22 protein-coding genes are annotated in these 24,520 nt (G+C 56.6%); 13 read left to right on the top strand and 9 right to left on the bottom strand.

Annotation, left to right across the window (positions count from 1 at the left end; translation table 11 throughout):
* Positions 1 to 21 precede the first annotated feature (21 nt).
* Complete coding sequence (gene gatC, locus SHM7688_RS09690; protein ID WP_058239744.1) at positions 22 to 309, bottom strand: Asp-tRNA(Asn)/Glu-tRNA(Gln) amidotransferase subunit GatC; 288 nt, start codon at positions 307 to 309, stop codon at positions 22 to 24.
* 199 nt (positions 310 to 508) lie between these two features.
* Positions 509 to 958, bottom strand: coding sequence for a nucleoside deaminase (locus SHM7688_RS09685; protein ID WP_058239743.1), 450 nt, complete (start codon positions 956 to 958; stop codon positions 509 to 511).
* Between the two features lie 76 nt (positions 959 to 1,034).
* Between SHM7688_RS09685 and SHM7688_RS09680 the strand changes: the two genes are divergently transcribed.
* From SHM7688_RS09680 to SHM7688_RS09645, 8 genes are all read left to right on the top strand, one after another.
* The gene (locus tag SHM7688_RS09680) at positions 1,035 to 1,922 is read left to right on the top strand and encodes a pseudouridine synthase (RefSeq protein WP_058239742.1); all 888 of its coding nucleotides are present in this window, start codon (positions 1,035 to 1,037) and stop codon (positions 1,920 to 1,922) included.
* A 209-nt stretch (positions 1,923 to 2,131) separates the two neighbouring features.
* Entirely contained in the window at positions 2,132 to 3,013 is an 882-nt protein-coding gene (locus SHM7688_RS09675) for a 5-bromo-4-chloroindolyl phosphate hydrolysis family protein (RefSeq protein WP_058239741.1), read from the top strand.
* Between the two features lie 36 nt (positions 3,014 to 3,049).
* A complete protein-coding gene (locus SHM7688_RS09670) occupies positions 3,050 to 4,246 on the top strand; it encodes a toxic anion resistance protein (protein ID WP_058239740.1) in 1,197 nt (398 codons plus the stop codon).
* Complete coding sequence (locus tag SHM7688_RS09665; protein ID WP_144432543.1) at positions 4,243 to 5,157, top strand: DUF2927 domain-containing protein; 915 nt, start codon at positions 4,243 to 4,245, stop codon at positions 5,155 to 5,157. The genes SHM7688_RS09670 and SHM7688_RS09665 overlap by 4 nt, the downstream gene beginning before the upstream one ends.
* A 24-nt stretch (positions 5,158 to 5,181) precedes the next feature.
* Positions 5,182 to 6,345: an SPFH domain-containing protein gene (locus SHM7688_RS09660; RefSeq protein WP_058239739.1), complete on the top strand. Its 1,164-nt coding sequence runs from the start codon at positions 5,182 to 5,184 to the stop codon at positions 6,343 to 6,345.
* 130 nt (positions 6,346 to 6,475) lie between these two features.
* Positions 6,476 to 6,832, top strand: coding sequence for a CPCC family cysteine-rich protein (locus tag SHM7688_RS09655; RefSeq protein ID WP_083499011.1), 357 nt, complete (start codon positions 6,476 to 6,478; stop codon positions 6,830 to 6,832).
* A gap of 9 nt (positions 6,833 to 6,841) precedes the next feature.
* Entirely contained in the window at positions 6,842 to 7,948 is a 1,107-nt protein-coding gene (locus tag SHM7688_RS09650; protein ID WP_058239738.1) for a TFIIB-type zinc finger domain-containing protein, read from the top strand.
* 16 nt (positions 7,949 to 7,964) lie between these two features.
* Positions 7,965 to 8,636, top strand: a complete 672-nt coding sequence (locus SHM7688_RS09645; protein WP_058239737.1) for a nitroreductase — start codon at positions 7,965 to 7,967, stop codon at positions 8,634 to 8,636.
* A 6-nt stretch (positions 8,637 to 8,642) separates the two neighbouring features.
* Here the strand turns inward: SHM7688_RS09645 and SHM7688_RS09640 are convergent, their stop codons facing one another.
* From SHM7688_RS09640 to SHM7688_RS09630, 3 genes are all read right to left on the bottom strand, one after another.
* Positions 8,643 to 9,710 (bottom strand): T6SS phospholipase effector Tle1-like catalytic domain-containing protein, encoded by a 1,068-nt coding sequence (locus tag SHM7688_RS09640; RefSeq protein WP_058239736.1) that lies wholly within the window; start codon positions 9,708 to 9,710, stop codon positions 8,643 to 8,645.
* A complete protein-coding gene (locus SHM7688_RS09635; protein ID WP_058239735.1) occupies positions 9,697 to 11,994 on the bottom strand; it encodes a xanthine dehydrogenase family protein molybdopterin-binding subunit in 2,298 nt (765 codons plus the stop codon). Before SHM7688_RS09635 ends, SHM7688_RS09640 begins: the two co-directional genes overlap by 14 nt.
* Positions 11,995 to 12,070: 76 nt before the next feature.
* Entirely contained in the window at positions 12,071 to 13,201 is a 1,131-nt protein-coding gene (locus SHM7688_RS09630; protein WP_058239734.1) for a type III PLP-dependent enzyme, read from the bottom strand.
* 107 nt (positions 13,202 to 13,308) lie between these two features.
* Here SHM7688_RS09630 and SHM7688_RS09625 point away from each other — a divergent pair, with 107 nt between their 5' ends.
* Both SHM7688_RS09625 and SHM7688_RS09620 read left to right on the top strand, forming a co-directional pair.
* Complete coding sequence (locus tag SHM7688_RS09625; RefSeq protein ID WP_058239733.1) at positions 13,309 to 13,746, top strand: Lrp/AsnC family transcriptional regulator; 438 nt, start codon at positions 13,309 to 13,311, stop codon at positions 13,744 to 13,746.
* A gap of 147 nt (positions 13,747 to 13,893) precedes the next feature.
* A complete protein-coding gene (locus SHM7688_RS09620; RefSeq protein ID WP_058239732.1) occupies positions 13,894 to 17,082 on the top strand; it encodes a valine--tRNA ligase in 3,189 nt (1,062 codons plus the stop codon).
* Between the two features lie 61 nt (positions 17,083 to 17,143).
* Here SHM7688_RS09620 and SHM7688_RS09615 read toward each other — a convergent pair whose 3' ends face one another.
* Positions 17,144 to 17,935, bottom strand: a complete 792-nt coding sequence (locus tag SHM7688_RS09615; RefSeq protein WP_058239731.1) for a crotonase/enoyl-CoA hydratase family protein — start codon at positions 17,933 to 17,935, stop codon at positions 17,144 to 17,146.
* A 122-nt stretch (positions 17,936 to 18,057) separates the two neighbouring features.
* On the opposite strand from SHM7688_RS09615, the gene SHM7688_RS09610 reads away from it, so the two are divergent.
* Positions 18,058 to 19,170, top strand: coding sequence for a pyridoxal phosphate-dependent aminotransferase (locus tag SHM7688_RS09610; RefSeq protein WP_058239840.1), 1,113 nt, complete (start codon positions 18,058 to 18,060; stop codon positions 19,168 to 19,170).
* A gap of 331 nt (positions 19,171 to 19,501) precedes the next feature.
* Here SHM7688_RS09610 and SHM7688_RS09600 read toward each other — a convergent pair whose 3' ends face one another.
* Positions 19,502 to 20,698 (bottom strand): pyridoxal-phosphate-dependent aminotransferase family protein, encoded by a 1,197-nt coding sequence (locus tag SHM7688_RS09600; protein WP_058239839.1) that lies wholly within the window; start codon positions 20,696 to 20,698, stop codon positions 19,502 to 19,504.
* A 171-nt stretch (positions 20,699 to 20,869) separates the two neighbouring features.
* Here SHM7688_RS09600 and SHM7688_RS09595 point away from each other — a divergent pair, with 171 nt between their 5' ends.
* Positions 20,870 to 22,744 carry an ABC transporter ATP-binding protein gene (locus SHM7688_RS09595; RefSeq protein WP_223229269.1) on the top strand — a complete coding sequence of 625 codons (1,875 nt, stop codon included), beginning with the start codon at positions 20,870 to 20,872 and terminating at the stop codon, positions 22,742 to 22,744.
* 10 nt (positions 22,745 to 22,754) lie between these two features.
* On the opposite strand, the gene SHM7688_RS09590 is transcribed toward SHM7688_RS09595, so the two are convergent.
* Positions 22,755 to 23,444, bottom strand: coding sequence for a TIGR04283 family arsenosugar biosynthesis glycosyltransferase (locus SHM7688_RS09590; RefSeq protein ID WP_058239729.1), 690 nt, complete (start codon positions 23,442 to 23,444; stop codon positions 22,755 to 22,757).
* Between the two features lie 73 nt (positions 23,445 to 23,517).
* Here SHM7688_RS09590 and ygfZ point away from each other — a divergent pair, with 73 nt between their 5' ends.
* Complete coding sequence (ygfZ, locus tag SHM7688_RS09585; protein WP_058239728.1) at positions 23,518 to 24,273, top strand: CAF17-like 4Fe-4S cluster assembly/insertion protein YgfZ; 756 nt, start codon at positions 23,518 to 23,520, stop codon at positions 24,271 to 24,273.
* Here ygfZ and SHM7688_RS20040 read toward each other — a convergent pair.
* Positions 24,270 to 24,520, bottom strand: a 251-nt coding sequence (locus SHM7688_RS20040; RefSeq protein ID WP_058239727.1) for a GNAT family N-acetyltransferase, incomplete at its 5' end; no start/stop codon positions are given. The two genes, ygfZ and SHM7688_RS20040, sit on opposite strands and share 4 nt — an antisense overlap.

The raw sequence follows: 24,520 nt of genomic DNA, 5'->3' as shown, positions 1-24,520 counted from the left end.
TGGATCAACGGCGGGGCCGGATCACTCCACCACTTTGGGGACAGCAAAGAAGCCTTCACGCGCATCTGGCGCGTTCTTCAGGATTTTCTCCTGCTGATCGCCATCGGAAATCACATCCTCGCGGCGCTTCAGGCGCATCGGCGTGACAGAAACCATCGGCTCCACGCCCTCAACATCCACTTCATTAAGCTGCTCAATGAAGCCCAGCACGGCATTGAATTCCTGCGCCAGCGCGGGCAGGTCTTTCTCTTCAACCTTGATCCGGGCCAGTTTGGCCACTTTGGCAGCGGTGCTTTCATCAATCGACATGGGGCAAGACTCTTCTGTTGCGGGCTTTCTGCGAACGTATGCTCAGCCTTTAGCGCGCGCTCCGCAGCGGCGCAAGCGCTTGACCTCATTCTGCAGGCGGATTGAGCTGACCGGCATCAATGTAATTGATGCTCGAAATCGCGCGACCTGCCGGCGGCAGCGGCACCATAAAACCTATCACAGAACCTAGGGGGCAGCGCTATCGCCGATTGGCGAAGAACTCTTTGAGCAGAGCCTCGCTCTCCTCAGCGGCCAAACCATCATAAATCTCCGGCACATGATGGCTTTGCCGATGGGCAAATACACGCGGGCCCTGTGCCACGCCGCCACTCTTGGGATCCCCTGCCCCATAATAAAGCCGCGCAATCCGCGCCTGACTGATCGCACTGGCACACATGGGACAAGGCTCAAGCGTCACGTAAAGATCACAGCCCACCAGCCGTTCGCTGCCAATCACTGCGCAGGCCAGCCGCATCGCCAGTATTTCCGCATGCGCCGTTGGATCATGGTCTTCGCGTGTTCGGTTCCCTGCACTTGCCAAGACCTGCCCATCCGGCCCGACAACCACCGCACCAACAGGCACTTCCCCCCGCACAGCGGCGGCCCGCGCTTCAGACAGCGCCTGCTCCATATGAGAGATAAACTTCATCCCACCGACATGCCTCGCAAAGCCCCTGTGCGCAATCCCTCTTCCCCGTTCACTGTTTCCCCGTTACACGGGGCCCATGACCCAGAAACCGCCCTCCTCCCGCCGCGCTGGCAAACCACAGCGCCCCCAACGCCCTGCAAAACCCGCCCCGCGAGGCACAAAGCCGAGCGCCGCAAAGCCAGCCTCCGATACACCAAAACCAGATGGCGACCGCATTGCCAAAGTCCTTGCCCGTGCAGGCTTAGCCTCACGCCGCGATGCAGAGCGTATGATTGAGGCCGGACGGGTCAGCGTAAACGGCAAAAAGCTCAGCAGCCCCGCGCTAAATGTCACCGGCAAAGACCGCATTACCGTGGATGGCAAACCCATTGGCACGCCTGATCACGAACGGATCTGGCTCTACCACAAGCCTACAGGGCTTGTGACCACCAATCGCGACGAGAAAGGCCGCGAGACCATTTTTGACAAGCTGCCGGAAAACCTGCCGCGTGTTATGACCGTGGGGCGGCTTGACCTTAACTCCGAAGGCCTGCTTCTGCTCACCAACGACGGGGGCGTCAAACGCAAGCTGGAGCTGCCCAGCACCGGCTGGCTGCGCAAATACCGCGTGCGTATCAATGGCCGCCCAACCGAGGAAACCTTTGCCCCCTTGCGCAAAGGCATTGACGTTGAAGGCGAGCGGTTTCAGCCGATGGAGATCACTCTGGATCGCCAGCAAGGTGCGAATGCTTGGGTCACGATTGGTCTACGCGAAGGCAAAAACCGTGAAATCCGTCGCGCGATGGAGGCTATTGGTCTCACGGTAAACCGCTTGATCCGCACCTCTTATGGGCCATTTCAGCTCGGGCAACTCAAGCCCGGCGAGGTCGAAGAAGTGCGACGGCGCGTTGTCCGGGACCAGTTGGGTTTGGAGAACGCAATACCGCCAGAAAGCCGCCAGAAACCCACAAGGCGCAGGAAGTAAGCAGTTCTCACGAAACGCCATTGCCGATATAATGTCGGCAATGCGGCGCCACAGGAAATCTTCCCCCTAGCCATGCGCGATGAGACTTCCTAAATTTCTGGTGAATTAGCGCAAGGTGGAGCTTCGATGTCTGCAAGTGGATTGCAAAAACTGGCGTTTGGATTGCTGGTCTTGCTGATCTTTTATGTTGCTGTCACGGGGGGCGTGTGATGGCGCAACGCTATAGCGGAAAATTCAGCCCCAACGCGGCAAGCACTGCGGATAAGCAACACGATGGCTTTAAAAGCGCAAAACGCAGCCGCGCTGGCGGTCGTGTAAACCTGTTGTTTTTGGCCCCTTTGCCACTGATTTGGAAAGCATTCACATCTCCGCCCTTGGAAATGATGCAATTCCTGATCGCATTGGGTGCTCTCATTCTAGCAGCTTGGATGACCCGCGAAGGCTTGATCGCGCAAGAAGCTTTCGAAGCGCGTAAAGTTGCGCGGCGTCCGGCCCTTCCCCGAAAAATCCTTGGGTCGGCTCTAACCGCGACCGGATTGGCGATCGCAGGCATCGCCGGTCACGGCCCTCTGGAAGCGCTTGTTTTTGCCGTCTTGGGCGGCGCGCTGCACAGCTTTGCTTTTGGTTTGGATCCTTTGAAGAACAAGGGGGTAGAAGGCCACGACCAATACCAGTCGGACCGCGTAGCGCGCGCCGTGGAAGACGCTGAATCACATCTGCAGGCCATGAACCGCGCCATTGAGCGTGCGGGAGACCGCGCTCTGGAACGCCGCGTCAGCAGCTTTCAAGCCACCGCCCGTGAACTGTTTCGGACGGTTGAGGAAGATCCCAGAGATCTGAGCGCAGCCAGACGCTATTTGGGGGTCTATCTGCTTGGGGCAAAAGACGCGACTGTGAAGTTTGCCGATCTTTATAGTCGGACGGATGACGCACAAGCCCGCGCCGACTATGAAGCGCTCCTGGATGATCTGGAGCAAAACTTTGCCGCACGCACGCAAAAGCTGATGCTGGATGATCGGGGTGATCTCACCATTGAAATTGACGTGCTGCGCGAGCGCTTGGCCCAAGAGGGTCTGCGTTCAAACGTGTAAAACCATTTAGGACCGCAATTGCGAAAGGGACACATCATGTCCGACACTGTCAGAAAAAAAGCCGAAGCCGTCGTTGCGGAGATCACAGAGGCCACCGTCGCACTGCCGGAGCCCGTAGAGGCCAATGCCATCGTACCACTTTCAGAAGCGGACGCACCTGTCTCTGCTGAGATCAGCAAGCGCATGGGCGAAATTGACATGAGCAACACCAATTCCATCGTGTCTTTTGGCTCAGCTGCTCAATCAGAACTCCAGACCATTTCGCAGGCCATGCTGGCAGATGTCCGCAACAAAGACGTTGGTCCAGCCGGGGACAGCCTGCGCAACATCGTGACAACAATTCGCGGCTTTTCCGTATCTGAACTGGATATACGCCGCGAACGCAGCTTCTGGGAAAAACTCATCGGGCGCGCCGCACCCTTTGCCAAATTCACCGCGCGTTACGAGGAAGTTCAGGACCAGATTGACAAAATCACCGACAACCTTCTTTCCCATGAGCACACACTCCTAAAAGACATCAAATCTTTGGACGTGTTGTATGAAAAAACGCTCGCCTTCTATGATGAGCTGGCGCTCTATATCGCTGCGGGCGAAGCCAAAATTGAAGAGCTGGACACGACTGATATTCCTGCCAAAGAAGCCGAAGTTACTGCGGCAGATGAAAATGCACAGGTCATGAAGGCACAAGAATTGCGCGATCTGCGCGCCGCGCGTGACGATCTGGAGCGCCGCGTGCATGACCTCAAGTTGACCCGTCAGGTGACCATGCAATCCCTGCCCTCTATTCGGCTGGTGCAGGAAAATGACAAATCTCTTGTCACCAAAATCAACTCCACCTTGGTCAACACCGTGCCACTCTGGGAAACGCAGCTTGCACAGGCCGTGACCATCCAGCGCTCCGCAGAAGCCGCCGCCGCTGTGCGCGACGCCAACGATCTCACAAATGAGCTTTTGACGGCAAATGCCCAGAACCTGCGCGCCACAAACAAAGCGGTACGCACAGAAATGGAACGTGGTGTGTTTGACATCGAAGCCGTGAAAACCGCCAATGCGGAGCTGATCGCAACCATCAACGAATCTCTGCAGATCGCCGACGAAGGCAAGGCCAAACGCGCCGCAGCAGAGGACGACATGAAAAAGATGGAAGCAGAGTTGCGCGACACACTGGCCGCAGCCAAAGCCCGCAAGGACGGGCTGGGGGATACGACGGCGACTTCCGTGCCGAACGCGTGACACGACGTTTTCTCATACTTCTGGGCCTATTGGGGGCTTTGGCGGCTTGCGAAGAGGTGAGCAAGCCGCAGGAGCCGCCTGTTGCCCCTCCGCCCAGCAGATCTGCAGAAAGCAAAGCGCTGGCGACCTACTATCGCCAAGTTCAGTCGGATTTATTGGCACGCGGGCTTCTGCGGACGGACGGCGGCGGGCCTGATACGCCGTTTACCCCTGAGATGCTGGCGCGAAATTTTGAGAAAATCGCCTTTTACGACGAATATACCAGCGGTGCAGGATTGCAGCGGGCCCCAGATCAGGCCGGATATTTGCGCCGTTGGGCCGAACCTGTTCGCGTCAAACTGCATTTTGGTGCGTCTGTTTCAGAGGCGCAAAAGGCCAAAGATAATGCGACGGTCGCAGAGTACATCCCACGCTTGGCCAAGGTGACGGGCCACCCCATGCGCCAAACTGCGGACAAAGCCAATTTCAACGTTTTGATCATGGGCGCGGATGATCGATCGGAGATAGAAGCCCTCCTGGACCAGTTGCTTCCCACTGCATCGCTGGAAACCAGAGCCCTTTTTACGAATCCACCGCGACAGATCTATTGCTTCGTGGTCACCCAAGCCACAGAAGCAGCGCCCCACACGTACACATCTGCCGTCGCCTTGATCCGTGCAGAGCACCCAGACCTTCTGCGCAAATCCTGCCTGCATGAAGAGATCGCGCAGGGTCTTGGGCTCACAAATGACAGCCCCTATGCAAGACCGTCAATTTTCAACGACGACGAAGAATTTGCCCTGCTGACAACGCACGATGAAAAACTCCTCACGATGCTGTTTGACGCGCGGCTCACGCCAGGGATGTCGCCGGAAGACGCCCGTCCGATCACCTATATTCTGTCGCGCGAGCAGACCAATCAGAACTTCTAATACGCCTCCTGAAAGGACAACCTCATGGGTATTTTTGATTTCCTAACTGGCGAATTTATCGACGTCATCCATTGGGTTGACGACACACGCGACACGCTCGTTTGGCGTTTTGAACGCGAAGGCCATGAAATCAAATACGGCGCCAAGCTTACTGTCCGCGAAGGTCAGTCGGCTGTGTTTGTGCATGAAGGACAACTGGCGGATGTCTTTACGCCTGGTCTCTACATGCTTGAAACCAACAACATGCCGGTGATGACCACGCTCCAGCACTGGGATCACGGCTTCAAAAGTCCGTTCAAGTCCGAAATCTACTACGTCAACACCACCCGTTTCGCCAATCTGAAATGGGGTACCAAAAACCCGATCATGGTGCGCGATCCGGAATTCGGTCCGGTGCGTCTGCGGGCTTATGGCACCTATGCAATCCGCGTGGTTGATCCGGCGCGGTTCCTCACCGAGATTGTGGGCACCGACGGCGAATTCACGATGGATGAGATCAGCTTTCAGATCCGCAATATCATCGTACAGGAATTCTCCCGCGTGATCGCGGCCTCCGGCATTCCAGTGCTGGACATGGCGGCCAACACTGCAGATCTGGGCAAGCTGGTGGCGGCAGAAATCTCCGGCACCATTGCCGAATACGGCCTTGCGATCCCTGAGCTTTATATCGAAAATATCTCACTGCCCGCCGCCGTGGAGGCCGCGATGGACAAGCGCACCTCCATGGGCATTGTGGGCGATCTGGGCAAATACACCCAATTTTCCGCCGCAGAGGCCATGACCGCCGCCGCGCAAACACCAAATTCCGGCATGGGCGCAGGCCTTGGCATGGGAATGGGCATGGCGATGGCGCAACAGATGGCCACTCAGGCCGCGCAGCCCCACGCCACCCATCAGCCCGGCCCATGGGGTGCCCGCCCGGCCGCACAGCCAGCCCCCGCTCCGCAAGCGGCCCATGCGGCCCCGCCCCCGCCACCACCGGTGGAACATGTCTGGCATGTTGCCGAAAACGGCCAGACCAGAGGTCCGTTTTCCAAGGCGGCTCTGGGCCGGATGGCCACCGCGGGTGAGATCACCCGCCAGACCCATGTCTGGACCGCCGGTCAGGACGGCTGGAAACACGCCGAAGATGTGACAGAACTGGCCCAGCTTTTTACCATCCTTCCGCCCCCACCACCGGGAAGCTGAACGCGCAGCCCAAGGGAGGAGTAGTCTCCACATAAGGTCTACGGCTTATCAAAGATCCCCCCAGCCGGAGCCATAGCTTTTTTAGAACAAAGCCAACTTCAGACACGACCAACCGCATTGAGCGACCATTATGACGGACCAGACCAAGGACATTGACGGTGATTTCGAGGTAGATCTCGACGATGAAGATGAGATCGAATGGTACCAGCCGGACGACCCCACCCCGCGTCATGCCTGCCCCTGCTGCGACTATGTCACCTTGCCGGAACGCTACAGCTATCTGATCTGCCCTGTCTGCTTCTGGGAAGATGAAGGGCCCGAGTTTGAAGAAGCTCCGCTGGAACCTTCCGGGGCAAACCATGGCTTCACCCTTGCGGAAAGTCGTCATAATTTCAAAACCATCGGGGCCTGCCATCCTGAAATGGTGCCCCATGTCTTACCCCTGGAAGACCACGCGCAATACGCCTATCAAGCCCGAGAGCACTAAGAGCCGCATATGACCGCCACCCCGCCGCCTGCCCCTCAAGAGAGCACACGCTTCCCCTGTCCGCAATGCGGCGCAGACTATCGTTTTGCACCACGGCAGGGCCTGCTAATCTGTGACCATTGCGGCCATGAGGAAGCCACCGAGCAGGGCGACCGCGCCGCTGCCATCACGGAACTGGACTTCAAATCTGCTCTGGCAGAACAGTTGCCCGCCGCAGACGTCATGGAGACTCGGGCCTGTTCCTGCCCGAATTGCGCCGCCCATGTAGTCTTCAGCGGTGACACGCATGCCACCGAATGCCCCTTCTGTGCGACCCCGGTCGTTGTGGACACAGGAACACACCGCCAAATCAAACCCCGCGCAGTGCTGCCATTTCAACTGGCCGAGAAAGAAGCCCATTCAGCCATGAACCGCTGGCTTGGCGGGCTTTGGCTTGCCCCCAATGGTCTCAAAGACTACGCACGCAAGGGGCGCAAGATGGACGGCATCTACGTGCCCTATTGGACCTATGACGCCGATACAAAGTCGGCATATGTCGGCGAAAGGGGCACAGTCTACTACGTCACCGAAACGGTGATGCGTGACGGCAAACCTGAATCCCGCCAAGTACAGAAAATCCGCTGGCGCCCTGCGTCAGGCAGGGTCGGACGGTGGTTTGACGATGTGCTGGTTCTCGCGTCCAAAGCTCTGCCTAAAAAATACACCGATGCTCTGGAGCCCTGGGACTTGTCTGCGTTGGAACCTTACGCGCCAGAATTCCTCGCGGGCTTTCAGGCAGAGGGTTACTCCATCGCACTGGAAGAGGGATATGAAGAAGCCCGGACGCGGATGGACCGCGTGATCCGAAGAGATGTCGCCTTTGATATTGGCGGCGACCGGCAGCGCATTCATTCCATATCCACCACGGTCAATGATGTGACCTTCAAACATATTCTCCTCCCAGTTTGGCTCGCTGCCTATAAATATCGCGGACAGTCCTATCGATTTGTCGTCAACGGGCAGACCGGGCGGGTTCAGGGTGAACGCCCCTATTCGGTATGGAAAATCTCCTGTGCCGTTGTGCTCGCTGCCCTTGCAGCTGGGGCGCTCGGCTATATCATCGCTCAGAACCAATAATCGCGAGGACACGGCAATGAGCCATCATGCCGCTCTGCAAGCCCTATTGCACACACGCCATTCCTGTCGGGCCTTCAAATCGGCAGCCGTACCCAAAGCTGTGGTCTCGCAAATTCTTCTGGATGCGGGGCGCGCACCCTCTTGGTGCAATGCCCAACCCTGGAAAGTCATCGTCACGTCCGGCGCAGAGACTGACGCGTTTCGGGCGACGATGGCGCGGGCTTTTGACACCGGAGCACCTGCACCGGACTACCCCTTCCCCACCACCTATACAGGTGCACATCAAAAACGTCGGCGCACCTGCGGGTTTCAACTCTACGAAGCCGTGGGAATCGGCCGGGGAGATCGTGAAGGCCGCGCGCGCCAGATGAAAGAAAACTATACGCTTTTTGGCGCGCCTCATGTGGCGTTGATCACTTGCCCTGTGGAACTTGGCCCCTACGGTGTCCTCGATTGTGGGGGCTTCATCACTGCCTTTTGTTTATCCGCGCAAGCGCAGGGGATTGGCACAGTACCTCAGGCGGCTTTGTCGCTCTATTCCAACGTTGTCAGAGACCACTTTCGCATTTCAGAGGACCGCAAAGTCCTCGCAGCCATTTCTTTTGGCTACCCCGATGAAGATGCCGCCATCAACCAGTTCCGCACCGACCGCGCGGAATTGGACGCCTTTGTAGAGTGGCGCGACTGAGGCAGTTCAAGCGCTCTTGGCACGGGGTGCCACGCGTCCTTTGATATCACCGGCTGCCACAAAAGGGGCCGCGCTGTGATGAATGCTCTCGGAGCGATCTGCGCATACCCGGCGAGGTGACCGAAACAAAAAGAACTTGCCCAGCGCCTTCCAAGTTCCAACCATTGGGGCCTCTGAATTGGTTTCAAAACGTTCGCGCCAGCTTGTTGGAAGGCTGATGCCACAAGCCTCTACACGCTCAAGCATCCAAACCAGCGGAATATTTGCCAGCGGTCGGGCATCTTCAAAGCCGACAAGCTGCCCACCAACGTCACTGTGCGCACCGCGAAACCACACCTGTTCCACCCGACCGTCCCAATTGTCCGGACATGTCCAAAGTTCGGGCTCAAACACCTGCCGTGTCTCATCCAACGCCAGCGCATGATAGCCATGACGCACAATCGGGGACAGATGGTGGTTATGAAAGGCGTGACGCTGTTCGGTCAAACGCCAAAGCAGTGGCACTCGCGCGCCCAATGCCTTGACCGTGTCCCAGACCCCAATCATTTCGATCTCAACAGTTTTGTGGCAATGCGCCTCGGCAAAATCCACCGCAGCCACACTGTCGGGGGTCAACTCATAGTGGCGATACGCCGTGCGGATATTGCGTTCAGTCGCGCATTCGGCGCGCAAAAGCCCCACGCGATCAATCACGCCCGCGAGCGACCGTACAGCGAAGGCGCCGCGTGAATACCCCATCAGGAAGATACGATCTCCGGGGCGATATCGGCTGGCGAGATAGCCATAAGCACGCCTGATTTGCCGATTGATCCCCCGCCCCATCATGACATCAAGCGTTTGATGCCAGCTTTGCCATTGCATCCCCGCCTCATAATAGACAGACACACCCGCTCCCAATTCGCTAAGCAACCGATAGGTCAGACCCGCATTGGTTTCATGTCCCGGCGTCAGGGAGGACATGGTGCCATCAAGAATAATCACATGGGTTAGCGGCCCGCGCCGCAGCGTGGTCGGAGAGTGGCGGCTGGCAAATCGCCCTGCCAGCCATCCGCTTATGCGCTCACGAAACCCGATCTTTTGCCTCTTTCAACATTTGCCAAACGCGATGCGGCGTGAAGGGCATGTCTGCCTGTCGCACACCATGCTCCCAAAGGGCATCCTGAACGGCGTTTGCTGCAGCAGCCATGGCACCAACGGTGCCCGCTTCTCCACATCCTTTCATTCCCATCACATTGGCCGTGGAGGGAACTGCCTCTGTCGTAAAGCCAATCATGGGCATATCACCCGCACGTGGCATCGCATAATCCATGAAGGTCGCAGTCAAAAGCTGCCCCTCGTCATCATAGACCACATGCTCCATCAAAGCCTGCCCAATACCTTGTGCCACGCCACCATGGACCTGCCCTTCAGCGAGCATTGGGTTGATCAAGTTTCCAAAATCATCCACCACGGTGTATTTCTCCAAGGTGACCTGTCCGGTCTCGGGATCCACTTCAACCTCTGCAAGATGCGCGCCATTTGGGAAACTTCGTGCTGGCAAAGTGGTACGTTCTTCATGCACCATCAAATCCAGTCGACCGTCCGCACGCGCCATAGCTGAGGCTTCAAGCAGGGTTGGGTGTAAGTTAGAGCCTTCCGCGCGAAATTGCTCATCATCAAAAGTCACGTCCTCGGCATCCACGCCCATCTTATCTGCAATATAAGGCGTAAAGGCTTTAATCATCGTTTCCACGGTCGCCAAAGTAGCGGTGTTTTGCACTGTGACGGATCGGGATCCTCCTGTACCGCCCCCCTGCTTGATGCGATCACTGTCGCCCTGCACCACCTCAATCACATGTGTGGGAATACCGGTTTGATCACTCAAAAACTGCGCATAAACCGTCTCGTGGCCCTGCCCATTGGACTGCGTACCGACGTAGATCGACACTGTGCTATCTTCGTTAAATTCAACGCGCGCACTCTCGCTCGGGTCTCCAAGGATACTCTCGATATAATAACACAATCCGGCCCCGCGCAATTTGCCTGCTTTCGCACTTGCCGCCTTACGAGATTCAAAACCCACCACATCTCCAAACGCCTCTAGTCGGCTCAACACCCGGTCAAAATCACCCACGTCATAGGTTTCATCTGTGGCGGTCTTATAGGGAAAGGCCGCTTTCGGAATGAAATTACGCCGACGCAGCTCATAGCCGCTCACACCTAACTCCCGTGCGGCCCGATCCATCAATCGCTCCAGCACATAGATCGCTTCGGGGCGGCCTGCGCCGCGATAAGCGTCGACGGGCGTCGTATTGGTATACACACCATCCACCTGCAGCCATGTGGTTTGCACATCATAAACCCCCATCAGAACACGGCTGAACAGCTGCGTTTGAATGGCCTGCGCAAATTGAGAGTTGTACGCGCCCATATTGGCAACACTCTTCACTCGATAAGCTGTTGCTTTGAGGTCCGCATCAAAGGCCATCTCCGCCACAGAGATCAGATCCCGCCCCGCGTTGTCTGACAGCATGCTTTCGGTCCGCTCGCCAATCCACCGCACAGGTTTTTCCAAAAGCTTTGCCGCATAGGCCACCAGCAATGGTTCCTGATAGATCATCGCCTTCATGCCAAATCCACCGCCAGTGTCTGGATTGGTCACGCGTACTTGCTCAGGCTCCAATCCCAGAACACGCACCACATGGCCTTTTGTACCCCACACACCCTGACCATTGTTGGCCACATGAATGCGACCATCTTCCCATTCGGCATAGGCCCCGCGAGGCTCCATCGAATTGACGATCACGCGGTTGTCCCCAACCTCAAGGCTGACAACATGCGCAGCTTCCAAAAAGGCCTTCTCTGCAGCGGCTTCATCCCCGAGTCCCCAGTCAAAGGCCAAATTGCCGGACGCTTCGTCGTGCAACTGCGCGCCACCTCGCGCCAAAGCCATGGAGGTTTCAAGATCTTCGTAGTCAAACAGGATCATCTCTGCGGCATCGCGCGCCTGATCAAGTGTTTCCGCAACAATCATGGCAAGCGGCTCCCCAACATAGCGCACGCGCCCAGTTGCGAGTAAGGGACGCGTCGGGGCAGCCCCCTTGCTGCCATCCCGATTGTCCACTTGCGTGCCTGGCAAGGTGGCCTCCACCCCTGCCGCCAGCAGATCCGCCTGCGTCACAACACAGGCAACGCCCTCCACCTCCAATGCATCCGCCACATCAAGTGACGCGATTTTGGCATGCGCGACAGGGGCGCGAAAGAAATAAGCATGCAGGGCAGCAGGCGGCGCGATGTCATCGACATACCGGCCCTCACCCGTCAAAAACCGCGTGTCCTCGACCCGTTTGACGGGCTGACTCTTCCCAAATTTTTCCATGGCTCCTGCTCCCCTGCGCGTGGCTACGCAGCGGACTGTAACGCAGGATCAACCGCTGTCCAGAGCGCCGAAAGTCTTACAACGCGGCGACAGTCGTCATTTGCTGCAAACCATAGCCATTGAAGCCTGTGGACAGGCTGGCCGAATAGGCCCCCATGGCGCGGATCATCACGAAGTCCCCCTCTTCAATATCCGCTGGCAAGGCAACAGGATCCGGCAACCTGTCCAGACTGTCACAGGTCGGGCCGTATACCACTTTGCCCACGTTCTCTCCGGTCACCGACCTCCCGTCAGAGCGCACCACGCTGATGCGATCCGGAACGCCAATGTCTCTCAGCTCCGTCAACGCCCCATAGATCCCATCGTTGAGAAAAACAGCACTGTCCCGAACGGCTTTTACCCGCACTGCCAAAGTAAAGGCCTCTGCGACCATGGCCCGCCCCGGTTCACAGACCAGCTTGGGGGCATTCCCCCCAAACGCGCGCTGGGTCTCCTGCGCGATACGATCAAAAATCGCCTCCAAATCCGGCGCCACACCACTGCGATGCGCCGCAAACCCACCGCCCACATTGAGGCGTTGCAAAGTCACGCCCGCCCGCTTGGCCACATCAGCGGCCTCCACGATGTAAACTGCCCAAGCCTGAGGATCCGCACATTGCGTACCCGGATGGAAGGTCAGAGAGGTCGCAAACCCCATCTGCTGCGCCTGCCGCAAAAGCGCTACAGCCAGATCCGGATCCGCACCGAACTTCTCGCCAAAGTCATAAGCCGCGCCCGCCACAGGCAACCGCAGACGCACCGCAATCTCCGTCCCCTGTCGCGGCACATCAACCAGTTTCTCCAATTCCCGCGGACAATCCACAGACCAGCTTGCAATGCCATGTCCCACCGCTTCGGCAATTTCCGCGCGGGAGCGCACCGGGTTGTGATAATGCAGCACAGCGTCAGGCGCGACCGCTCGTACGCGCGCCATTTCCAAAGGAGACGCCACATCAAAGGCAGACAGGCCCGCCCCCACCAGATTGCTCAAAACGGCCTCATGATCATTAGCCTTCACCGCATAAGTGACCAGCCCGTCAAACCCTTCCAAAAACCGGCGCGCCGTCGCCTGCAGCACCTCAGGCGCAAAATACAACACCGGCGCATCTGGTGTGAACTTCTTCAAATGCCAGAGCGGGGAAGGCCAGAGGGCCGGATCATTGCGCATAGTCTACCTCAATTCCTGTTCCTCACAGAATTTCGCGTTTTTCGGTCGCATTCACGTGGCAATCCCGCTAAACAGTGCAATTCCATCGGCATAATGACGATAAAATCATGCAACTTGACGAAACAGACTCCCAACTTCTCTCCCTGCTCGGAGAAAACGCGCGCGCGCCCGTGGCCACTCTGGCGCGCAAACTGGGCCTCGCGCGCACAACAGTTCAGGCCCGGATTGAGCGCCTTGAGACCTCAGGTGCCATCGCTGGCTACACGCTGCGCCTTGGCGATGCCGCGCGCCCGCGCCTGCGCGCCACAGCGTTGATTTCAATTGAACTGCGGGCTGGGCCAACTGTGCTGGACCGCCTGAAATCCCTGCCTGCGGTAGAATCTGTGCACACCTGTTCGGGACGTTTCGACCTCATCGTGCAACTCGCCGCCGACAGCACCGCAGAGCTGGACGACACTCTAGACAACATCGGGGAGGCCAAAGGTGTGAAAAGCTCCGAAAGCCTCATCCACCTCTCCACCAAATTGGATCGCCCCCGCGGATAGATTGCAGAAGTCTCCATTCAACGTCTCAGACCACGACACAGATACGTCCGATTACCACGCAGCGTCTTATTTAACCGGAATTCGCCCTTTCCGGCTTGTCAGCCTTACGGTACACAGCGCCAGCAACTCTACCGGGATAGATCTGACATGGCGATGGAAAAGACCTTCAACGCAGCCGAGGCCGAGGGCCGGCTTTATGACGCATGGGAAAAAGCAGGCTGCTTCACCGCAGGAGCCAATGCCAAACCAGGTGCTTCCACCTATTGCATCATGATCCCGCCCCCCAATGTCACCGGCGTTTTGCACATGGGCCATGCCTTTAACAACACGCTTCAGGACATCCTGATCCGTTGGAAGCGCATGCAGGGCTTTGACACCCTCTGGCAGCCGGGCACCGATCACGCGGGCATCGCCACCCAAATGGTCGTGGAGCGTAAGCTGGCTGAAACCGGGGAACCGTCCCGCCGCGAGCTGGGCCGTGAGAAATTCCTTGAGAAGGTCTGGGACTGGAAAGGCGAAAGCGGCGGCACCATCGTGAACCAGCTCAAGCGCCTTGGCGCGTCCTGTGATTGGGATCGCGAAGCCTTCACCATGTCCGGCGCGCCCGGTGCGCCTGCGGATGTGGCGGGCGGCAACTTCCACGACGCGGTGCTGAAAGTCTTCGTTGAAATGTACAACAAGGGCCTGATCTATCGCGGCAAGCGCCTCGTGAACTGGGACCCGCATTTTGAAACCGCGATTTCCGACCTCGAAGTGGAGAACATCGAAGTTGCGGGTCACATGTGGCACTTCAAATACCCGCTCGCAAATGGCGCCACCTACACCTACGTCGAGAAAGACGCGGACGGCAACGTCACGCTAGAAGAAGAGCGCGACTATATCTCCATCGCCACCACGCGGCCTGAAACCATGCTCGGCGATGGCGCTGTGGCTGTGCACCCGTCTGATGAGCGCTATGCGCCGATCATTGGCCAGCTCTGCGAGATCCCGGTTGGACCAAAAGAGCACCGCCGTCTGATCCCGATCATCACCGATGAATATCCGGATAAAGACTTTGGCTCCGGCGCGGTGAAAATCACCGGCGCGCATGATTTCAACGACTATCAGGTCGCCAAGCGCGGCGGCATCCCAATGTACCGCCTGATGGACACCAAAGGCGCGATGCGCGCGGATGGCGACGATTACGCCGCCGCCGCGGCCCTTGCCATGGCCGTGGCCAAAGGCGAAAAAATTCTGACGGAGGCAGAGGCCGACGCAATCAACCTTGTGCCTGATGACATTCGTGGCATGGACCGCTTTGAAGCGCGCAAACTGGTGGTCGAGCAGATCACCGCCGAAGGCCTCGCCGTTATGGTCCCCGCCCCGGCCACAGAGCCGGGGCCTCGCGCGGATGACGAAGAGGTCCCGGATCAAGTCCGGGACGCGGATATCCTGATCCCATTTGTCGAGAACAAACCAATCATGCAGCCCTTTGGGGACCGCTCCAAAGTGGTGATCGAGCCGATGCTCACCGACCAGTGGTTTGTGGATGCAGAAAAGGTTGTTGGCCCGGCGCTGGACGCGGTGCGCGACGGCACCGTGAAAATTCTGCCGGAATCCGGTGAGAAAACCTATTACCACTGGCTGGAAAACATCGAGCCCTGGTGTATCTCCCGCCAGCTGTGGTGGGGCCACCAGATCCCGGTTTGGTACGGTCTTGATCTATCCGCAGAGGACTTCAAAGACGACGAGACCAATGGCGCGCTCGATCTTGTTGAAATGGGCCGTTTGCTCGGCGAAGGCGGCATGCTGCACCGGGGCAATGTGATGCACTGTGCCGCGAGCTTTGACGATGTCGCCGCGCAGTTCCTTAACGACAACGCCAACATCCCCGCGCCGCTGAACAACGCCAAAGTGGTTGAGGTGACGGACAAACACGAAGCCATCCACATTCTGGCCGAAAGCCTCGCGCAATATGTGGTGGATCAGGATCCGCTCAAACTGGTCTTCCCGGTCTGGCGTGATCCCGACGTGCTCGACACCTGGTTCTCCTCCGGCCTCTGGCCCATCGGCACGCTGGGCTGGCCGGAACAGACCGACGAGCTGGCAAAATACTTCCCGACCTCCACGCTGGTCACAGGTCAGGACATCCTTTTCTTCTGGGTCGCGCGCATGATGATGATGCAGCTCGCGGTGGTGGATCAGATACCATTTGACACGGTTTACCTGCACGGCCTCGTGCGCGATGCCAAGGGCAAGAAGATGTCCAAATCCACCGGCAACGTGATGGACCCGCTGGAGATCATCGACGAGTACGGCGCCGACGCGCTGCGCTTCTCCTCAGCCGCCATGGCGGCACTGGGCGGCGTGCTCAAACTCGACATGCAACGCATCGCGGGTTACCGTAACTTTGGCACCAAGCTCTGGAATGCCGCCCGTTTTGCCGAGATGAACGGTGTGTTCGAAGACGATGTGGTGGTCAGCACCCCACTGTCGCAATACCGACGCGATACCGACGTAAAACAGACCGCCAATTTGTGGATCATCGGCGAGACCGCCAAGGTCCGCGAAGAGGTGGATGCCGCGCTGGAAAGCTTCCGGTTCAACGACGCCGCCAGCGCGCTTTACGCCTTTGTCTGGGGCAAAGTCTGTGACTGGTATCTGGAATTTTCCAAACCGCTCTTCTCTTCCGACGATGCTGCCGTTGTGGCCGAAACCAAGGCGACCATGCGTTGGGTCATCGACCAGTGCCTGATCCTGTTGCACCCCATCATGCCCTTCATCACAGAAGAGCTCTGGGGCAACCTTGGCGACCGTGCAAAAATGCTCGTACACGCGGATTGGCCCAGCTACCAAGCCTCTGACTTTGTGGATGAAAAAGCCGATCGTGAGATGAACTGGGTGATTTCCGTCATCGACAGCATCCGCTCCGTACGGGCGCAGATGGGCGTGAACGCAGGTGCTAAAATCGACGTGGTTGTGAGCCAGATCACCGAAGAAAACCGCGCCGCTTTTGCCGCCAATCAGGCCCTGATCTTCAAGATCGCCCGAGTGGTCTCTCTCGAAGAAGTAGACACCTTCCCCAAAGGCACCGCCACCGTGGCAGTCGATGGCGCAACCTTCGGCCTGCCATTGGCAGACATCATCGACATTGATGCGGAAAAAGCCCGCCTTGAGAAAGGCTTAGGCAAACTTGCCAAAGAGCTCGGAGGCCTGCGCGGTCGCCTCAACAACCCAAAATTCGTGGCCTCTGCGCCTGATGAAGTGGTGGCTGAGGCACGCGAAAACCTGGCCGCGCGCGAAGAAGAGGAAGCCAAGATCAAGGCCGCCCTCGCGAAACTCGCTGAGCTTAATTAAGCCAACACAAAAAGCGTCATGCCCAACTCATGGGCATGACGCGTATTTTTCAGAGCTGGCGCTATTTAAAAACCGGCGCGCGCTTCTGAAGATTGGCCGCGATGACTTCCATCTGATGCGGCTTCCCCATCAACTCCGCCTGCACCCGGCTTTCCTCCAAAAGAACAGCGTCTTCGTCATGCTGATGGGTTTCGGCAAACTCAATCAAGGCCTTAGCGGCCCGGATTGCTGAGGGGCTTTTGATCGCAATCTCTTCTGCCAGAGCCATCGCTGCGCCAAGCGGGTCTTCGACAACCTCTGTGACTAGCCCCCATTCAGCCGCCTGTGCAACGCTGAAGGACTGAGCCGTATAAGTCAGCTTCCGAATGACGTCAGACCGTGTCAGATGCGGCAGCAACGCCATGCCGCCCATGTCTGGCACAATGCCCCATTTCATTTCCATGATCGACATTTTGGTGTCAGCTGCTGCAAAGCGCACATCCGCCCCAAGCGCGATCTGAAAGCCACCACCATAGGCCACACCTTGAATGGCACAGATCACAGGCACCGGCAGCTTTCGCCAAACAAGCGGAACTTGTTGAAAAAGGTTGGCATTCCCATGCGTCCGCGGCAAGAGCATGTCGCCCGCATCTTTGCCCGCCATCGCACCAAAAGACATGATATCGAGGCCGGCACAAAAGGCCTTCCCTTCCCCCGACAACACAACAACGCGCACGTCGTCGTTCTCCATCAAGCTTTCTCCAGCTTCGGCAATAGCCGACAACATCTCAGGATCCAGCGCATTCATCTTATCGCCTCGGGTCAATGTCACCCGCGCAATATGGTTTTCAATTTCTACAGAAACACGGGCCATGTCTGCCTCCTCACAGATTGGGTCTTTGACAGACACAGTTCCTTTTGGTTGCAAGGAAATCCACCCTAACGTCAGGGCATTTTCTCTTGTTCATTGCCCGCCATTGCGTCACCTTCCCGGCCATGACCGGACCACGCTTTACTAATTTGGCAAACAGCCTCCCCGCCACGGTGCCTTTTGTCGGCCCCGAAGCCCAAGAACGCGCCATCGGCCATCCATTTGCAGCGCGTATGGGCGCAAATGAGAACATTTTTGGCCCCTCTCCGAAAGCCATCGCCGCCATGCAGCGCGCGAGTGCCGACATCTGGAAGTATGCGGATCCGGAAAGCCATAAGCTGCGGCAAGCTCTGGCGCTACATTATGGCATTGGTTCAGACAATATCGTTGTTGGAGAAGGCATTGATGGCCTGCTCGGATATCTCGTGCGCCTTCTTATTGCCCCCGGAGATGCGGTGGTCACCTCTGATGGTGCCTATCCGACTTTCAACTACCACGTCGCCGGTTTTGGAGGTGCTCTGCACAAAGTTCCCTACATCGACGATGCCGAAAGCCTGCCAAACCTCCTTCTCAAGGCCGCAGAAGTAGATGCAAAACTTGTTTATTTCGCCAATCCGGACAACCCAATGGGCAGTGTCAGTTCTGGGGCCGAGATCAAGGCACAGGTTGAGAATATTCCTGACGGCTGTATCCTGTTGCTGGACGAAGCCTATATAGAGTTCGCTCCAGAAGGCGCGGCTCCGAACATCGCCATCAACGATCCTCGCATCATCCGAATGCGCACGTTCTCAAAGGCCTACGGCCTGGCTGGCGCACGCGTGGGGTATGCTTTAGGCGAACGCAATACAATTCGCGCCTTTGAAAAAATTCGCAATCATTTTGGCATGAACCGCGCAGCACAAGCAGGCGCATTGGCAGCGCTACAAGATGGCGAATGGCTAGAGCACACAAAAAACTGCGTGGCTAATTCGCGTGACAGCATTGCCGCCATTGCCAGAAAGCACGGCTTGAAGCCTCTTCCATCTGCTACGAATTTTGTTGCAATCGATTGCGGCGGTGATGGCATGTGGGCAAAACGTATCCTCGACGGTCTGGTATCTGAAGGGATCTTTGTACGCATGCCAGCTGTCGCCCCCCAAAATCGCTGCATTCGCGTGAGCTGCGCTCCAGAAGAGGAGCTCCGGCTCTTTGACATCGCATTGGGCAAGGTGCTGACGGGCCTTCATTCTTCAAGTTAACCCGTGTTCTTAGGCTGTTCACGATTTTTTTGGCCAACCGTGAAAAGATTCGGAACTATCCTGTTTTGAAGGAGAGCCCCGATGTCACGCCCTGTGCAACCTGTCGAAGATTATACCAAGACCTGCCTCGCAATGGCTTTTGTAAATCTGCTGTGGGTTTTTGTATTGATATTCGTTTTGTGGGGCTTACCCCCAGTGATGGTTCTGTCAGTCATTCTCAATGCTGGCATCAACAAGTTGGATAACATACGAAACCATCGCCCCTAGTACATACGTGTCGCAGATGGCCACGACACGCATTTGAACAGCGTTAAAGCCTATGAAAGCGTTTTCAACGCGCGGCGATCACCCTGGCCGCAGCTTCAATTGCGCCGGAGCCATGTGGTATGTCCAACGCGATCAACCCGGACTGCACAGTTGCAAGCAATCCCATGATCATCTGCGCATTGACATGCCCCATATGGCCAAAACGGAAGAAACCATCACTGTTGGGGTCTTCCTCCGTCGCCATCCCCAGACCAATACCAAGCGTCAATCCAGCCTGATCCTGACACCAGCGACGTAACCTTGTACCGTGCTCCTTACCAACCCTGAGGGATGTAACAGCATGACTGCGTGCATCGGGATCAGCAATATTCAGCTCTAAGGGGCCTTCGGAGCTCCACACCTCCACCGCTGCCCAAATTGCTTTAGCCAGCGTTTCATGGCGTAACCAGACATTGTTCAGCCCTTCCGCCAAAATCATATCCAAAGCTACCCGCAACCCATAGATATGATGCGTCGGCGCGGTGCCGCAAAACAGCTGATAGTAAAGCTCCGGATTCGCGCGCGGCTGCCAATCCCAATATCGGCTGACCCGTTCTATTTCAGAGCGTCGTTTGGCGGCCTGTTCATTAAAAAAGACGAACGCGACACCCGGCGGGACCATAAGGCCTTTTTGACAGGCGGCGACCATGACGTCGACCCCCCAACGATCCATCTCAAAACGATCGCAGCCAAAAGACGCGATGCAATCCACCATCAGGAGCGCGGGATGCCCTGTGGCATCAAGCGCGCTTCGAAGAGCTGCAATATCGCTTTTGGCAGATGTAGATGTATCAACATGAACAGCCAGAACCGCTTTGATTTCATGCGTGGGGTCATTTCGTAGCGCCTCTGCGACGACCTCAGCGGCAATGGGCGCACGACGCCCGAAATCCAAAACATCGCATTGCGCCCCCAGCCCTGCGGCCATTTCGCTCCACCCATGACCAAACGCCCCTGCAGCGGGAACCAGTACTTTATCACCAGGCGAGAGGACATTGCTTAAGGCAGCCTCCCACGCAGCATGGCCGTTGCCAATATAGATTGCTGCGTTGTGAACCGTGCCCGCGACGATCTTCAAGTCGGATAAAACACCGTAGGTGAGATCAATCAACTCCCCTTCGTAAATATTGGGAGCTCCCCGATGCATCGCACGCAATACGGCTTCTGGCATCACCGACGGCCCAGGAATCGCTAAGTAAGGTTGCCCTTTAGTGAGATCCATCATTCACCCCTAAGTTACTTTCTTCCGCACAGTATCGCCCTAATTTTTACGGTCAATCTCCGGCAGCTAGGAAACTGTAGAGATGCGGAAACGCTCCTATTCTGTCTGGTTTCGGTAACAAACGCGCGTTAAAGGTTGTCGCAACGCTTCAAAGCCGCAAGGGCCCTTCCCGTGACTGAACAAACCCAAGAAACGCATCAGGACAATGGATATCTTTTGTCTTGGCTGTGGCGCAAATACTTGCATCGCTACAAGTGGCTCTTAGTCGGCGCCAGCTTTTTGATGGCCATCGAAGGGGCGACACTGGGGCTTGTTGCTTGGATGATGGAGCCGATGTTTGACCAAGCCTTTGCGCCCGGAAACACCAATGCGCTTTGGGCTGTTGGGTTCATTTTTGCTGGGATTTTCTTTGTGAGAGGCGTCACGAGCATCTGCCACAAAGTCATGATGACAGCCGCGTCGCAAAAATCTTCCGCCGATCTGCGAAAAGACCTTCTGGGCCGCATGATGCTGCAAGACAATGCGTTTCACCAAACACATCCTCCGGGCTATCTGATCCAACGCATTCAATCCGATGTCGCTGGCATCAACGGTGTTTGGTCTGCTTTCATTACAGGCGCGGGCAAAGATTTTATATCACTCATCTCACTTCTGGTCGTCGCAATAAGCGTCGATTGGCGTTGGACTGTGGTCGCTTGCATTGGAACGCCACTTTTGGTCCTGCCTTCAATCGTGGCACAACGCTTTGTAAGGCGGCGCGCGCGCGAGGCACGTGATATAGGCGCTCGGATCGCAACTCTGCTGGACGAAGTGTTTCACGGAATCGTCCCAATTAAGCTCAATCTGCTGGAGCGCTATCAAAGCACCCGCTTCAGTGTTTCCACCAAAAAATTCGTGCGTGCACAAATAAGAGAAACCGCCGGGAACTCATCCATTGCCGCCATGGTAGATTTTACCGCCGGCTTGGGGTTTTTCTGTGTGTTACTGTATGGCGGCGGTGAAATTGTTGCTGGCGAAAAGACGGTTGGCCAGTTCATGAGCTTTTTCACAGCACTTGGCATGATGTTTGAACCTTTGAGGCGTCTTGCGGGGCTTTCTGGGCGTTGGCAAGTGGCGGCGGCGGCCATTGAACGGTTGAAAGAACTGGTTGAGCTGAAACCCACAATTCAATCTCCCCAAGCCACGCTTTCCGCACCAAAGGGCACGCCAGAAATTAGGCTCGACAACGTCCACCTGTCCTATGGCGATGTAAAAGTTCTGAATGGCACCAGTTTCGTAGCGGAAGCCGGAAAGACAACAGCTATCGTTGGTGCTTCTGGCGCGGGCAAGTCGACTCTCTTCAATGTACTCACTCGGCTGGTCGACCCTCAAAGTGGAACAAGCACTATTGGCGGCATAAGAAACAGCGACATGAGTCTCCCAGATTTGCGAGGGATGTTCTCCGTCGTGTCTCAAGAAGCCATGCTCTTTGATGACACAGTGCGCGAAAATATTATTCTGGATCAGGCGAATGTCACCGACGCCCAGTTGCAGAAAGTGCTTGACGCGGCACATGTGACCGACTTTCTTCCGAAACTTGCAGACGGCCTGGACACAGACGTTGGACCTCGCGGCACAAATCTATCTGGCGGGCAGAGACAGCGCGTCGTCATTGCCCGAGCCCTGTTGCGCGACACACCAATTCTGCTACTTGATGAAGCGACCTCTGCCCTGGACACGCGCTCAGAAACAGTGGTCCAGGCCGCTCTGGACAAGCTGTCTCATGGCCGGACAACGCTCGTGATTGCGCACCGTTTGTCCACGGTACGTGAAGCGGACAAAATTCTCGTGATGGACAAAGGTGTCGTCGTCGACCAAGGGACACATGACGAATTGATCGCGCGTGGCGGGATCTACGCAGAGCTCTATGAACTCCAGTTCAAAACCGATGGGGCAACCGCGGAAGAACGCGCCCTGTCACCGGTCTCAAATGTGGCATTCACGCCGTCAGATGAGTCTCAATCTCTCTTTTCTCGAACTCTGACACGCCTGTTTCGTCGCTCGTAAAAGGAAAACCTTACGAACCTCGCCTGTATTCCTCGGCCAAACGCTCTGGCGTCACCCCAAAAAGATATCGGGTCAGCATCCACAGGTTGCGCCTCCCACGGCGCAACCAGCCCTGAGACTTATACTTTTCCGCACTCGTATGTGCGTGGCACGCAATGCCAGACAAACGCTTTCGCCCCAGTTTGAGCGATATAGCGACATCTTCCATTAGGGGAATGTCTTGGTAACCACCCACCTCATTGTACAAGCTACGCGAGATCAACAACCCTTGATCGCCATATGGAAGTCTGAAGGCAACGCTTCTGAAATTGGCCCATTTTGCCACGCAGCTGCCCGCGAAACCCGAATTTCTAAATGCCAGAGCAAAATAAGCTGCAGTGTCGGGTCTCAACAAGCTTTTCTGGATTACCTCGGTCCAGCCGTCTTCCAAAATCGTATCGGCATGCAAAAACAGAAACCAATCTCCTTTCGCCGCCTCAGCTCCTATCTTCAACTGACCACCCCGGGAGGGCGCGGCTCTCAAAATGGTCGCACCTGCCTCATCAGCGATCAAACATGTTTGATCAGACGATCCCCCATCCACGATAATGAGCTCACGCAACAGACCTGCGGGCACGGCTTCATACAAAGCCGAAAGACAGGCCGGCAATTCAGCCTCTGCATTTAGCGTGGCTATGATCACACTGAGAGGCGCACGCATTTCTGTCTCCTGCCCTGTTGCACGGCTCGATTGCTTCTATATGACAAACATGAGCAAGAACAGGATCACCGTCATGACCACATCAGACCGCACCATCCTACGCATTTCAGGCAAGGACACCTCGTCTTTTCTGCAGGGTCTTATTACCAATGATTTGGATCGACTGAATGACGGCTTGCTCTATGCGGCGATCTTGACCCCTCAGGGAAAATACCTGGCGGACTTTTTCCTGAAGCGAGACGAGCACGACATTCTGTTGGATGTCTCCGCTGCACAGGCACAAATGCTGCAACAGCGCCTGACAATGTACAAACTACGCGCCGACGTTGCCATAGAGGCGACAGATCTCCACCTACACCGGGGTTTAGGCCCTGCTCCCGAAGATGGCGCGGCCGACCCGCGCCTCGCGGCACTTGGATGGCGGGCCTATCGAGACACAGTGCCTACAGAGACAGATATAGACTGGACAAAGATCTATGTGACGCATTGTGTCCCAAACGCAGGCACCGAGCTGGACGAAAACAGCTATATTCTGGAAATGGGATTTGAGCGACTTAATGGCGTGGATTTTCGCAAAGGCTGCTATGTGGGGCAAGAGGTGACCGCCCGCATGAAACACAAAACGGAACTGCGCAAGGGGCTGGCACTTGTGAGTGTCTCGGGTCAAACCACATTTGGCACACCCATCATCAAAGATGGTCGTGAGGTGGGGAAACTTCTCAGCCTGGCAGGTGACAAAGCATTGGCTTATCTGCGATTTGATCGCGCTGGAGAGGGTATGACAGCAGACGCTGCCGAAATCGAAGTGATCGAACCAACAGCGCGCTAAAACTCTTTGCGATACCGGTGGCCCAATGTCTGCGCTCCCTGACCTATCATCAGGTTTTGAGAATGCTGGTTGAAGTCATGAACCATAGACTTCCACTCGCGGTATCCCTGCGCGCGCATCCATGTTTCCATCGCCTCGATCAACTTTTTGCCAATATGACCCAGCCCCCTGAAATCGGGCCATTGAGATGTTAGTAATCCGTCCAAGCAAAGGATGGACAATGAAACGCAGATTTTCGGACGAACAG

The sequence above is a fragment of the Shimia marina genome, from assembly GCF_001458175.1.
GTDB lineage: Bacteria > Pseudomonadota > Alphaproteobacteria > Rhodobacterales > Rhodobacteraceae > Shimia > Shimia marina.
The sequence above is the reverse complement of the archived record's forward strand: the minus strand, read 5'-3'. Positions and strand labels throughout refer to the sequence as shown.